This window comes from Enterobacter sp. RIT418, assembly GCF_003057745.1.
Lineage (GTDB): Bacteria > Pseudomonadota > Gammaproteobacteria > Enterobacterales > Enterobacteriaceae > Enterobacter.
Window position 1 is genome coordinate 20,428 of the sequence record NZ_QBJD02000011.1, and the last position, 11,884, is coordinate 32,311.

General features: G+C 58.4%; 12 protein-coding genes. 6 read left to right on the top strand and 6 right to left on the bottom strand.

Features of this window, described 5'->3' with window-relative positions:
- The first annotated feature begins 73 nt into the window (after positions 1-73).
- The 3 genes from DBY73_RS14180 to DBY73_RS14190 are packed head-to-tail and all read left to right on the top strand — an operon-like array spanning position 74 to position 2,211.
- Positions 74-1,096, top strand: coding sequence for a hydrolase (locus DBY73_RS14180; protein ID WP_112011748.1), 1,023 nt, complete (start codon positions 74-76; stop codon positions 1,094-1,096).
- Positions 1,093-1,311 carry a YheU family protein gene (locus tag DBY73_RS14185; protein WP_112011749.1) on the top strand — a complete coding sequence of 73 codons (219 nt, stop codon included), beginning with the start codon at positions 1,093-1,095 and terminating at the stop codon, positions 1,309-1,311. Before DBY73_RS14180 ends, DBY73_RS14185 begins: the two co-directional genes overlap by 4 nt.
- Before the next feature lie 30 nt (positions 1,312-1,341).
- Positions 1,342-2,211 carry a phosphoribulokinase gene (locus DBY73_RS14190; protein WP_112011750.1) on the top strand — a complete coding sequence of 290 codons (870 nt, stop codon included), beginning with the start codon at positions 1,342-1,344 and terminating at the stop codon, positions 2,209-2,211.
- Positions 2,212-2,277: 66 nt separating this feature from the next.
- On the opposite strand, the gene DBY73_RS14195 is transcribed toward DBY73_RS14190, so the two are convergent.
- Positions 2,278-2,682, bottom strand: coding sequence for an OsmC family protein (locus DBY73_RS14195; protein WP_112011751.1), 405 nt, complete (start codon positions 2,680-2,682; stop codon positions 2,278-2,280).
- A 309-nt stretch (positions 2,683-2,991) separates the two neighbouring features.
- Here DBY73_RS14195 and crp point away from each other — a divergent pair, with 309 nt between their 5' ends.
- Both crp and DBY73_RS14210 read left to right on the top strand, forming a co-directional pair.
- Positions 2,992-3,624 (top strand): cAMP-activated global transcriptional regulator CRP, encoded by a 633-nt coding sequence (gene crp, locus DBY73_RS14205; RefSeq protein ID WP_000242758.1) that lies wholly within the window; start codon positions 2,992-2,994, stop codon positions 3,622-3,624.
- A 57-nt stretch (positions 3,625-3,681) separates the two neighbouring features.
- Positions 3,682-5,769, top strand: a complete 2,088-nt coding sequence (locus DBY73_RS14210) for a YccS/YhfK family putative transporter (protein ID WP_112011753.1) — start codon at positions 3,682-3,684, stop codon at positions 5,767-5,769.
- Positions 5,770-5,784: 15 nt separating this feature from the next.
- Here DBY73_RS14210 and DBY73_RS14215 read toward each other — a convergent pair whose 3' ends face one another.
- From DBY73_RS14215 to ppiA, 4 genes are all read right to left on the bottom strand, one after another.
- On the bottom strand, positions 5,785-7,005 hold the full coding sequence (locus DBY73_RS14215; RefSeq protein ID WP_181573240.1) for an aspartate aminotransferase family protein: 1,221 nt from the start codon (positions 7,003-7,005) through the stop codon (positions 5,785-5,787).
- 86 nt (positions 7,006-7,091) lie between these two features.
- Positions 7,092-7,655, bottom strand: coding sequence for an aminodeoxychorismate synthase component 2 (pabA, locus tag DBY73_RS14220; protein WP_112011755.1), 564 nt, complete (start codon positions 7,653-7,655; stop codon positions 7,092-7,094).
- A gap of 30 nt (positions 7,656-7,685) precedes the next feature.
- Positions 7,686-8,270 carry a putative adenosine monophosphate-protein transferase Fic gene (locus tag DBY73_RS14225; protein WP_112011756.1) on the bottom strand — a complete coding sequence of 195 codons (585 nt, stop codon included), beginning with the start codon at positions 8,268-8,270 and terminating at the stop codon, positions 7,686-7,688.
- Positions 8,271-8,375: 105 nt separating this feature from the next.
- A complete protein-coding gene (gene ppiA, locus DBY73_RS14230) occupies positions 8,376-8,948 on the bottom strand; it encodes a peptidylprolyl isomerase A (RefSeq protein WP_045330487.1) in 573 nt (190 codons plus the stop codon).
- A gap of 276 nt (positions 8,949-9,224) precedes the next feature.
- On the opposite strand from ppiA, the gene tsgA reads away from it, so the two are divergent.
- Positions 9,225-10,403: an MFS transporter TsgA gene (tsgA, locus tag DBY73_RS14235; RefSeq protein ID WP_112011757.1), complete on the top strand. Its 1,179-nt coding sequence runs from the start codon at positions 9,225-9,227 to the stop codon at positions 10,401-10,403.
- A gap of 9 nt (positions 10,404-10,412) precedes the next feature.
- Here tsgA and DBY73_RS14240 read toward each other — a convergent pair whose 3' ends face one another.
- A complete protein-coding gene (locus DBY73_RS14240) occupies positions 10,413-11,729 on the bottom strand; it encodes a cytosine deaminase (protein ID WP_112011758.1) in 1,317 nt (438 codons plus the stop codon).
- Positions 11,730-11,884: the final 155 nt, after the last annotated feature.

An 11,884-nucleotide genomic window follows, 5' to 3' on the forward strand; every position in this document is an offset into this window, starting at 1 on the left:
GCGGAAAACCAGGCTAATCGGGGTACAATTCGGAAGGTATCGTAAATAACTGACAACAATTAACATCGCCGTTATGACCCAAATAATCCCGTCCGACTTCGAGATCGCAGGCGAAGAGAGCGCCGAGTTCGTGCCCATGCGCGGCGCGGCAAACCCGCACCTGCAAACCATGCTGCCGCGCCTGATCCGCCGCCGGCTTCAGTTCACGCCGCACTGGCAGCGCCTGGATTTGCCGGACGGCGACTTCGTGGACCTCGCCTGGAGCGAAGATCCCGAGCAGGCCCGCCACAAGCCGCGCCTGGTGGTGTTTCACGGTCTGGAGGGCAGCCTGCACAGCCCGTACGCGCACGGCCTGATCCAGGCCGCGAAAGAACGCGGCTGGCTCGGCGTGGTGATGCATTTTCGCGGATGCAGCGGCGAACCGAACCGCCAGAAGCGGATTTACCATTCGGGTGAAACCGAAGACGGTACGTGGTTTTTAACGTGGCTGCGGGATAATTTTGGCCGCGTGCCGACGGCGGCGGTCGGCTATTCACTCGGCGGGAACATGCTGGCCTGCCTGCTGGCAAAAGAAAAAGACGCGGTTCCGCTGGATGCCGCCGTCATCGTCTCCGCGCCGTTTATGCTCGAGCAGTGCAGTTACCATATGGAAAAAGGCTTTTCCCGGGTCTACCAGCGCTACCTGCTCAACCTGCTGAAGGCCAACGCCGCGCGCAAGCTCAAGGCCTATCCGGATACGCTGCCCGTCAGCCTGCAGCAGCTTAAGCGCGTAAAACGCCTGCGCGAGTTTGACGATCTGATTACCTCAAAGATCCACGGCTTCGCCGACGCGATTGACTATTACCGCCAGTGCAGCGCGATGCCGTTGCTCAATCAAATTACAAAGCCGACGCTGATTATTCACGCGAAAGACGATCCGTTCATGGATCATCACTCGATTCCGGCTCCCGAGCATTTACCGGCGAACGTGCAGTACCAGCTCACCGAGTACGGCGGGCACGTCGGCTTCGTCGGCGGCACGCTGCGCCGACCGAAAATGTGGCTGGAGACGCGTATCCCCGACTGGCTTACGACTTATCTGGAAGGTGTTAAATGATTATCCCCTGGCAGGATCTGTCTCCCGAAACGCTCGATAATCTGATTGAAAGCTTTGTATTACGCGAAGGCACCGATTATGGTGAACAAGAGCGTTCGCTTGAACAAAAGGTCGACGATGTGAAGCGCCAGCTGAAAAGCGGCGACGTGGTGCTGGTGTGGTCAGAACTGCATGAAACGGTCAATATCATGCCCCGCAACGCGTTTCACGGCTGATCTTTACATCTTTCCAGTCAGGGAGTTGCTATGTCTGCCAGACATCCGGTTATTGCCGTAACGGGTTCGAGTGGTGCGGGCACCACCACCACCAGCCTCGCCTTTCGCAAAATTTTCGCCCAGCTCAACCTGCGGGCGGCAGAGGTTGAGGGCGACAGCTTTCACCGCTACACGCGCCCCGAAATGGACATGGCCATTCGCAAAGCGCGCGATATGGGCAAACACATCAGCTATTTCGGCCCGGAGGCCAACGATTTCGGCCTGCTGGAGCAGACGTTTATTGAATACGGCCAGACCGGCAAGGGGCAGTCGCGCAAGTACCTGCACACCTATGACGAAGCCGTACCGTGGAACCAGGTTCCGGGAACCTTCACCCCGTGGCAGCCGCTGCCGGAGCCAACGGACGTGCTGTTTTACGAAGGGCTGCACGGCGGCGTGGTCACCCCGCAGCATGACGTGGCGCGCCACGTTGATCTGCTGGTCGGCGTGGTGCCTATCGTCAACCTTGAGTGGATCCAGAAGCTCACCCGCGACATCAGCGAGCGCGGGCACTCGCGCGAGGCGGTAATGGACTCCGTGGTGCGCTCCATGGAAGATTACATCAACTACCTGACGCCGCAGTTCTCACGCACCCACATCAACTTCCAGCGCGTGCCGACGGTAGACACCTCCAACCCGTTCGCGGCGAAAAGCATTCCTTCTCTGGACGAAAGCTTCGTGGTGATCCATTTCCGCAATCTGGAAGGGATTGATTACCCGTGGCTGCTGGCGATGCTGCAGGGTTCGTTTATTTCTCATATGAACACACTGGTGGTGCCAGGCGGGAAAATGGGGCTGGCGATGGAGTTAATCATGACGCCGCTGGTGCAGCGGCTGATGGAAGGCAAGCAGATCGCGTGAGCATATTCCCTCTCCCCGTGGGAGAGGGTTAGGGTGAGGGCATCAACGCGTATGATGCCCCTTGCATCACGCCTCGATCACCTCATATGAATGGGTAATGTTCACCGCTTTCTCCAGCATGAGCGCCACGGAGCAGTACTTCTCAGCGGACAGGTCAACCGCGCGCGCCACCGCCGCGTCTTTCAGCTCTTTGCCCGTGACGATAAAGTGCAGGTTGATGTGCGTGAACAGGCGCGGCGCCTCTTCGCGACGTTCCGACGTCAGCTTCACTTCGCAATTGGTCACCTCCTGACGGCCTTTCTGCAGGATAGACACCACGTCAATCGCGCTGCATCCGCCTGCCGCCATCAGCACCATCTCCATCGGGCTTGGCGCTTTATCGCCGGAGTTACCGTCCATCAAAATCTGGTGGCCGGAAGCGGACTCGCCCAGGAAGGTAAGCCCTTCGACCCATTTCACACGCGCTTGCATATTTATTAACTCCAACGTTGCATTTTTGGTGACAGATTACGCGCGCGTTACATTTCTCGCAACGGAAGGCGACCTGCATCATGCTGAAGCGAGACACCAGGAGACACGCGGCAAAAGCTATGCTAAAACACTCTGGATGCTACAGTAATACATTGACGTTACACATGTATGCAGAGGACATCAAACTTTACTGGCTGCGACACATTAGACGGCCGACTTCCCAGGTATGGGTAAGAATTCGATTGCAAACCCAGAGTCAGGATGCAACGTATGGCTCTGGAGACAGCTTATAACAGAGGATAACAGCGCATGGTGCTTGGCAAACCGCAAACAGACCCGACTCTCGAATGGTTCTTGTCTCATTGCCACATTCATAAGTACCCATCAAAGAGCACGCTGATTCACCAGGGTGAAAAAGCGGAAACGTTGTATTACATCGTTAAAGGCTCGGTGGCAGTGCTGATCAAAGATGAAGAAGGGAAAGAGATGATCCTTTCTTATCTGAACCAGGGCGATTTCATCGGTGAACTGGGCCTGTTTGAAGAAGGCCAGGAACGTAGCGCCTGGGTTCGTGCAAAGACAGCATGTGAAGTGGCTGAAATTTCTTACAAAAAGTTCCGTCAGCTGATCCAGGTTAACCCGGACATCCTGATGCGTCTTTCTTCGCAGATGGCGCGCCGCCTGCAGGTTACGTCTGAAAAAGTGGGCAACCTCGCCTTCCTCGACGTCACCGGTCGTATCGCACAGACCCTGCTGAACCTGGCGAAACAGCCAGACGCCATGACCCACCCTGACGGCATGCAAATTAAAATTACCCGCCAGGAGATTGGTCAGATCGTCGGTTGCTCCCGCGAAACGGTGGGTCGTATTCTGAAAATGCTGGAAGATCAGAACCTGATCTCTGCACACGGTAAAACCATCGTGGTTTACGGAACCCGTTAATTCCGGTCAAACGGCGTGCCACCGCAGGGTGTCACGCCGTTTTTGTCTCTATCCCCCATGTGGCGCAGGCTGATCTATCACCCGGAAGTAAACTACGCACTGCGACAAACGCTGGTGTTGTGCCTGCCCGTGGCCGTTGGCCTCATTTTTGGGCATCTCCAGCAGGGGCTGCTGTTTTCCCTGGTGCCCGCCTGCTGCAACATTGCCGGGCTGGACACGCCGCACAAGCGCTTTTTCAAACGCCTGATCGTTGGCGGCAGCCTGTTTGCCGGATGTAGCCTCGCCGTTCAGCTGCTGTTGGCGCGCGATATTCCACTGCCGCTGATTTTAACCGTACTGGCGATGACGCTCGGCGTTACTGCTGAAATCAGTTCGCTGCACGCCCGCCTGCTGCCCGCCTCGCTGATCGCCGCCATTTTCACCCTAAGCCTCGCGGGCAATATGCCGGTATGGGAGCCGCTGCTGATCTACGCCCTCGGCACGCTGTGGTACGGCGTATTCAACTGGTTTTGGTTCTGGCTGTGGCGGGAACAGCCGCTGCGCGAATCCCTGAGCCTGCTCTACGTTCAGTTGGCCGACTACTGCGAAGCCAAATACACCCTGCTCACGCAGCATACCGACCCGGAAAAATCCCTGCCGCCGCTGCTGACGCGCCAGCAGAAGGTGGTCGATCTCATCAGCCAGTGCTACCAGCAGCTGCACATGCTCGCCGCGAATAAAAACCACGAGTACAAGCGGCTGCTGCGCATCTTCCAGGTGGGGCTGGATCTGCAGGAGCATATCTCCGTGAGCCTGCACCACCCGCAGGAGGTGCAGAAGCTGGTCGAGCGCAGCCACGCGGAAGCGGTGATCCGCTGGAACGCGCAGACGGTTTCGGCGCGCCTGCGCGTGCTGGCTGACGACATTCTGTATCACCGCTTTCCCACGCGCTTCAGCATGGAAAAGCAGCTCGGCGCGCTGGAGAAAATTGCCCGCCAGCATCCTGATAACCCGGTCGGCCAGTTCGCGGCATGGCACTTCAGCCGCATCGCCCGCGTTTTACGCACGCAGCGCCCGCTCTACCCGCGCGACCTGATGGCCGACAAGCAGAAGCGCCTGCCGCTGCTGCCCGCCCTGAAAAGCTATCTGTCGCTCAAATCCGCAGCCCTGCGCAACGCCGCGCGCATCAGCGTGATGTTGAGCATCGCCAGCCTGATGGGCATGGCGCTGCACCTGCCGAAGCCGTACTGGATCCTCATGACCGTGCTGTTTGTTACCCAAAACGGCTACGGGGCGACGCGCGTGCGCATTCTGCACCGGGCGGGCGGCACGATGGCGGGGCTAATTATTGCGGGCGTAACGCTGCACTTCCACGTGCCGGAAGGGTATACGCTGGCGGGAATGCTGGTGGTTACGCTGGTGAGCTACCTGATCATCCGCAAAAACTACGGCTGGGCGATGGTCGGCTTTACGGTGACCGCGGTGTATACCCTGCAGCTGCTCACGCTCAACGGCGAGCAGTTTATCGTCGCCAGGCTGGTTGATACGCTGATTGGCTGCCTGATCGCCTTCGGCGGCATGGTCTGGCTGTGGCCGCAGTGGCAGAGCGGGCTGCTGCGCCAGAACGCCCACGACGCGCTCGAAGCCGACCAGGATGCCATCCGCTTAATCCTGAGCAACGATCCGCAGCCTTCGCCGCTGGCGTATCAGCGCATGCGGGTCAATCAGGCGCACAACGCCCTGTTCAACTCCCTTAATCAGGCGATGCAGGAGCCGGGCTTTAACTCGCACTATCTCGCCGACATGAGGCTATGGGTGACGCACAGCCAGTTTATCGTTGAGCATATCAACGCCATGACCACGCTGGCGCGCGAGCACACGATGCTGACGCCGGATCTGGCGCAGCGCTATTTGCAATCATGTGAAATTGGCCTGCAGCGCTGTCAGCAGCGGCTGGAGTATGATGCGCCGGGCGAGTCGGGGGATTCAAACATTCTGGAAGCGCCGGAAACGCTGACCCACGGGCCGATGAGCACCCTGGAGCAGCATTTGCAGCGCGTGCTGGGCCACCTGAACACCATGCACACCATTTCGTCGGTGGCATGGCGCCAGCGCCCGCATCACGGGATTTGGTTAACGCGCATTTTAAAACGCACGCCGTACTGAGTGTGTCGCGTGAGATTATCCCCGGACGATCTTCCCGACCGCTGCGGCAAACCGAACTAACCCGTCTGCAATATCCTTCTCTTCCACCACCAGCGACGGCGCGAAGCGCATCACGTCCGGCCCGGCGTTGAGCACCATCACCCCTTCCTGGGCGGCGGCGTGCAGGAAATCGCGCGCGCGGCCCTTGTACTGCGGCTTCAGCTCGGCGCCGATCAGCAGCCCCATGCCGCGAATCTCGCTGAACACGTCGTACTGGGCGTCAATTTGCTGAAGGTGCTTCACAAACTGCTCGCGCTTCGCGCTTACGCCGCTCAGCACCTCCGGCGTGTTGATGATATCAAACGCCGCGCCCGCCACGGCGCAGGCCAGCGGGTTACCGCCGTAGGTGGAGCCGTGGGAGCCGACGTGAAACGCGGAGGCGATCTCCTGAGTGGTCAGCACCGCGCTCACCGGGAAACCGCCGCCGAGCGCCTTGGCGCTGGTCAGAATGTCCGGCGTCACGCCGTAGTGCATATAGGCGAAGAGATCGCCGGTGCGGCCCATTCCGCACTGGACCTCGTCAAACACCAGCAGCGCCTTGTGCTCATCGCACAGCGCGCGCAGCCCTTTGAGGAACTCCGGCGTGGCTGCCGTCACGCCGCCTTCGCCCTGAATCGGCTCGACGACGACCGCGCAGGTGTGATCGTCCATCACCGCCTTCACCGCGTGCAGATCGTTAAACGGCACGTGGATAATATCTGCCGGTTTCGGGCCAAAGCCGTCGGAATATTTCGGCTGGCCGCCAACGGACACGGTGAACAGCGAGCGGCCGTGGAAGGCGTTATGGAAGGCGATAATCTTGGTTTTGTACGGGCTGTGGCGGGTGGAGGCGTAATAACGCGCCAGCTTGAAGGCGGTTTCGTTGGCCTCGGTGCCGGAGTTCATAAACAGCACGCGCTCGGCGAAGGTCGCATCAACGATCTTGCGCCCCAGGCGCAGCGCAGGCTCGTTGGTAAAGACGTTGCTGGTGTGCCACAGGGATTCGCCCTGGGTTTTCAGCGCCTCCACCAGCGCAGGATGGCAATGGCCCAGCGCCGTCACCGCAATGCCGCCCGCAAAATCCACATACTCTTTGCCCTGCTGATCCCACACGCGGCTGCCTTTTCCCTTCACCGGGATAAACTCGGCCGGTGCATAAACCGGCAGGATCACTTCGTCGAATGTTGCGCGGGTAATTGCGGGTTGTTCAGTTGCCATGTCATGCCCATCCATTTTATGTCACAGAGATTGTGAAAATATAATCACAAAATATGCATAAAAAATCACAGCAAGGCAATAGATATTCAGCGATTGAGAAAATTCGCCAGCAGCGGGTGCCCCTGCTCGCTGAGAATGCTTTCCGGGTGGAACTGAACCCCTTCGAGATCCCATTCCCGATGACGGATGCCCATGATCTCCTGCGTCTCGCTTCGGGCGGTCACCTCGAAGCAGGCGGGCAGCGTCGGCGGATCAATCACCAGAGAATGGTAGCGCGTCACGGTCAGCGGGTTGTTTAACCCCGCGAAGACGCCCGCGCCCGTATGGGTAATCGGTGAGGTTTTGCCGTGCATCACCTTCGCGGCGCGCACGATGGTGGCACCGAAGACCTGCGCGATGGCCTGGTGGCCCAGGCAAACGCCCAGAATCGGCAGCCTGCCCGCACAGTGGCGAATAGCGCCCAGCGAAACGCCGGATTCTGACGGCGTACACGGCCCCGGAGAGATGACGATTTTCTGCGGGGCCAGCGCGTCGATATCGGCGAGCGCGATCTCGTCATTGCGACGCACCACCACCTCGGCGCCGAGTTCGCAAAAATACTGGTAAAGGTTCCAGGTGAAGGAATCGTAGTTATCAATCAGCAGGATCATGGCGGCTCCAGAAAAAAAGGCCGCCCTATTCTACTCAGTTTCCCGCGCGTCGCTCACTACTTTGGCAAAGATGGCGTTCAGGTCCCTCACATCGCCCGTTGCGCCGCTGCGGTTCGCCGCGACCCAGCGCTCGGGGTCGATATCCCGCCAGTCCAGCGCGTAGCCCGCGTGGATCGCCAGCTGCTCAAAGAACACGCGCTGGGCGATGCCGTTACCGTTGATGAACGGGTGAAGCATGTTGATTTCGCAGTAGTAGTGGCTAATTTTCTCAACAAATGCGTCTTTTTCAAGGCCGACCAGATACTTGTCGCCTTCCAGATCGGCCATCAGCTCATTTCCCATCTTCTCGATGTATTCGAAATGGCAGAAGGGAATGTCGCCTTTAGAAATATCGTCGGTACGGAACTCGCCTGCCTGCTTCATTTCTCTGCGATATAAATGGCGGTGGATGAGGCACAGATGGGGCAGGCCGGGCGCAGAAGGCCCAAGCTCCAGCGTCTCGATGTCGGGCTCTGAAGGACCATGGCCTTTTTCAAGAAGACAACTGGCCTGAAAATTGACGCTACGCTGCTGCTCCCAGAGACGGGATTTTTGCCTGTCGGTGAGTTTTTTCACTTAACGCCTCCCTGAAGATGTCCGTTTGCCACAAGTATAAGCGGCAAAACGCGCTTTCGCAGGAAGGGGGATGACGCGGGCAGGACGTCGCCCGCGTTAGGGGGATTACGGCAGAACTTTTGCGGAGAGGATAACCACCGGTTTTGACGGCACGTTCTGGTACGGGCCGACGTCGTGGGTTGGCACCTGGGAAATCTTGTCCGCCACGTCCATTCCCTTCACGATTTTACCGAACACGGCGTAGCCGAAGTCGCGCTGGCCGTGGTCGAGGAAGGCGTTATCCGCCACGTTGAGGAAGAACTGGCTGGTCGCGCTGTCTTTATCCGCGGTGCGCGCCATGGAGATGGTGCCGCGCTTGTTCAGCAGGCCGTTATCCGCTTCGTTTTTAATCGGCGGGTTAGGCTGCTTTTGCTGCATCTGCTCGTTAAAACCGCCGCCCTGCACCATAAAGCCCGGGATCACGCGGTGAAAGGTGGTGCCGTTATAGAAGCCGCTGTTCACGTAATCGAGGAAGTTTTTCACGGAGACCGGAGCTTTCTGGCTATTCAGTTCCAGCTCAATATTCCCTGCGGACGTGGTCAGCAGGACGTGAGGGTCTCCTTTTGCTGCCAGCGCAGCAGGGGAAACGGCAGAAAGAGCAAACACAGCTGCAACAGCCGCCAGCGTTGATTTGAGCATGAAAATTCCTTAACAAAGCGCAGTGTATAAAGCGAATGGCTTGATTCTAAAGAGCAGTATGGACCGAGGCCAGACTTTTACCTAATTTTACGAAATTGAAACAGTTGTAACGACGCAAACGATTGGTTATCACAACTTTTTATGTGATCAACATCACATAAAAAACTGCAATCGATCGTAAATTTTCCTGAAAAGGTGGGAATGGATCACTTTCGAGACTAGAATTTGCCCGCTCTCAGCGCCCTCCGGCGCTTTTCTTTTTTCAACAGGCCAGACATGACTAACAGCAACCGCATCAAGCTCACATGGATCAGCTTCTTCTCCTACGCCCTGACCGGCGCGTTGGTGATCGTCACCGGGATGGTGATGGGAAATATCGCAGACTACTTCCAGCTGCCCGTTTCCAGCATGAGTAACACCTTCACCTTCCTCAACGCGGGGATCCTGATCTCCATTTTCCTGAACGCCTGGCTGATGGAAATCGTGCCGCTGAAAACCCAGCTGCGCTTCGGTTTTGTGCTGATGGTCGCCGCCGTGGCGGGCCTGATGCTGAGCCACAGCATCGCCCTGTTCTCCGCCGCCATGTTCGTGCTTGGACTCGTAAGCGGGATCACCATGTCGATCGGTACGTTCCTCATTACCCACATGTATGAGGGCCGCCAGCGCGGTGCGCGCCTGCTGTTTACCGACTCCTTCTTCAGCATGGCCGGGATGATTTTCCCGATGGTCGCCGCCGTTCTGCTGGCGCGCAGCATCGAGTGGTACTGGGTGTATGCCTGTATCGGCCTGGTCTACGTGGCGATCTTTATCCTGACCTTCGGCTGCGAGTTCCCGGTGCTGGGTAAAAAAGCGCAGACCGCGGCGGAACCCGTTGCCAAAGAGAAGTGGGGCATCGGCGTGCTGTTCCTTTCCATCGCCGCCCTGTGCTACATCCTCGGCCAGCTGGGCTTTATCTCCTGGGTCCCGGAATACGCGAAGGGGCTGGGCATGAGCCTGAACGACGCGGGCAAGCTGGTGAGCGACTTCTGGATGTCCTATATGTTCGGCATGTGGGCATTTAGCTTCATCCTGCGCTTCTTCGACCTGCAGCGCATCCTGACCGTGCTGGCAGGCCTGGCGACCGTGCTGATGTACCTGTTCATCAACGGCTCTCCTGAGCATATGCCGTGGTTCATCCTGACCCTGGGCTTCTTCTCCAGCGCAATCTACACCTCGATCATCACCCTGGGCTCGCTGCAGACCAAAGTCGCCTCGCCGAAGCTGGTGAACTTCGTACTGACCTGCGGCACCATCGGTACGATGCTGACCTTCGTGGTGACCGGCCCGATCGTGGCCCACAGCGGCCCGCTGGCGGCGCTGCACACCGCTAACGGCCTGTACGCCGTGGTGTTTGTGATGTGCTTCATCCTGGGCTTCGTGACCCGCCACCGCCAGCACAATACGCCAGCGGCGTAACGCCTACCCCTACGCCCCTTCGCGCCCTGCGAAGGGGCTGTTTTTGGTAAAGAACAGCTCTTCTCCCCCACTGTCCATCTGAATCCACGTCTGCGCGAGCTGCGTGGTGGCAATCACCCTGCCCTGACGAATCGACCAGCGCACCGGCACCTGGCAGCGCACCGCCTCAAAGCCGCTCTCGGTGGGCAGGATAATCATGTTCGCCGGGTTCCCCGTCTCAATGCCGTAATCGCGCAGGCCAAAGGTTCGCGCGCTGTTGTGGGTGATCAGGTTCAGGCCGCTGTCGATCTGCGGATAGCCCATCATCTGGCAGACGTGCAGCCCCATGTGCAGCACCTGCAGCATATTGCCCGTCCCCAGCGGATACCACGGGTCAAAGACGTCGTCGTGACCAAAGCAGACGTTAATGCCGGCCTCCAGCAGCTCCTTCACGCGGGTGATCCCGCGGCGCTTCGGATAGTCGTCAAAACGCCCCTGCAGGTGAATGTTCACCAGCGGGTTGGCCACAAAGTTGATGCCCGACATCTTCAGCAGGCGGAACAGCCGCGAGGTATACGCGCCGTTGTAGGAGTGCATGGCGGTGGTGTGGCTAGCCGTCACGCGATCGCCGATCCCTGCCTCGTAGGCCAGCGTCGCTACCGTCTCCACAAAGCGGGACTGCTCGTCGTCGATTTCATCGCAGTGGATATCCAGCGGGCGATCGTATTTCTTCGCCAGATCGAAGGCGATATGCAGCGACTGCACGCCGTACTCGCGGGTAAATTCAAAGTGCGGGATAGCGCCCACCACGTCTGCGCCAAGGCGTAGCGCCTCTTCCAGCAGGGCCGCGCCGTTCGGGTAAGAGAGAATGCCCTCCTGCGGGAACGCCACGATTTGCAGCGTGACCCACGGCGCGACCTCCTGCTTCACCTCCAGCATCGCCTTCAGTGCCGTTAGCGAGGGATCGGACACGTCAACGTGGGTACGGACAAACTGAATGCCGTTGGCGATCTGCCACTTCAGCGTTTTCCACACGCGCACCTTTACGTCCTCGTGGCTGAGCAGCGCCTTGCGCTCTGCCCAGCGCTCAATGCCTTCAAACAGGGTGCCGGACTGATTCCAGCTCGGCTCGCCCGCCGTCTGGGTCGTATCAAGATGAATATGCGGCTCAATGAACGGAGGGATGGCCAGGCCACCGCGTCCGTTTAACACCTCATAACTTTCGTCATGGGTTGCGTCCATCGGCGTGATGTCGCCGAATAGACCGTTCTCAATGGCGATTTGCCACAGCCCTTCACGACCCGGTAAACGAACATTCTGAACAAGCCAAAGCGGTGACGTTGACATACCTCTCCCCCGAAAAACGCGGCTGAAATTTAGGAGTACAACACTTTGCGGAATTGTACCCATTTTTGTACATAAAACCGACGACCGTGAAAAGCCAGCGATTTCCACAACTTATAAAAATCCTGACAAATCAGTCATCTACCACCTAGGTGGTA

Bases quoted from the DNA above. Each gene is read 5' to 3' on its own strand.
- DBY73_RS14215 (WP_181573240.1), bottom strand. From the start codon at position 7,005: ATGGCAACTGAACAACCCGCAATTACCCGCGCAACATTCGACGAAGTG.
- DBY73_RS14180 (WP_112011748.1), top strand. From the start codon at position 74: ATGACCCAAATAATCCCGTCCGACTTCGAGATCGCAGGCGAAGAGAGC.
- DBY73_RS14190 (WP_112011750.1), top strand. From the start codon at position 1,342: ATGTCTGCCAGACATCCGGTTATTGCCGTAACGGGTTCGAGTGGTGCG.
- tsgA (WP_112011757.1), top strand. From the start codon at position 9,225: ATGACTAACAGCAACCGCATCAAGCTCACATGGATCAGCTTCTTCTCC.
- DBY73_RS14185 (WP_112011749.1), top strand. From the start codon at position 1,093: ATGATTATCCCCTGGCAGGATCTGTCTCCCGAAACGCTCGATAATCTG.
- DBY73_RS14195 (WP_112011751.1), bottom strand. From the start codon at position 2,682: ATGCAAGCGCGTGTGAAATGGGTCGAAGGGCTTACCTTCCTGGGCGAG.
- pabA (WP_112011755.1), bottom strand. From the start codon at position 7,655: ATGATCCTGCTGATTGATAACTACGATTCCTTCACCTGGAACCTTTAC.
- ppiA (WP_045330487.1), bottom strand. From the start codon at position 8,948: ATGCTCAAATCAACGCTGGCGGCTGTTGCAGCTGTGTTTGCTCTTTCT.
- DBY73_RS14240 (WP_112011758.1), bottom strand. From the start codon at position 11,729: ATGTCAACGTCACCGCTTTGGCTTGTTCAGAATGTTCGTTTACCGGGT.
- DBY73_RS14210 (WP_112011753.1), top strand. From the start codon at position 3,682: ATGTGGCGCAGGCTGATCTATCACCCGGAAGTAAACTACGCACTGCGA.
- crp (WP_000242758.1), top strand. From the start codon at position 2,992: ATGGTGCTTGGCAAACCGCAAACAGACCCGACTCTCGAATGGTTCTTG.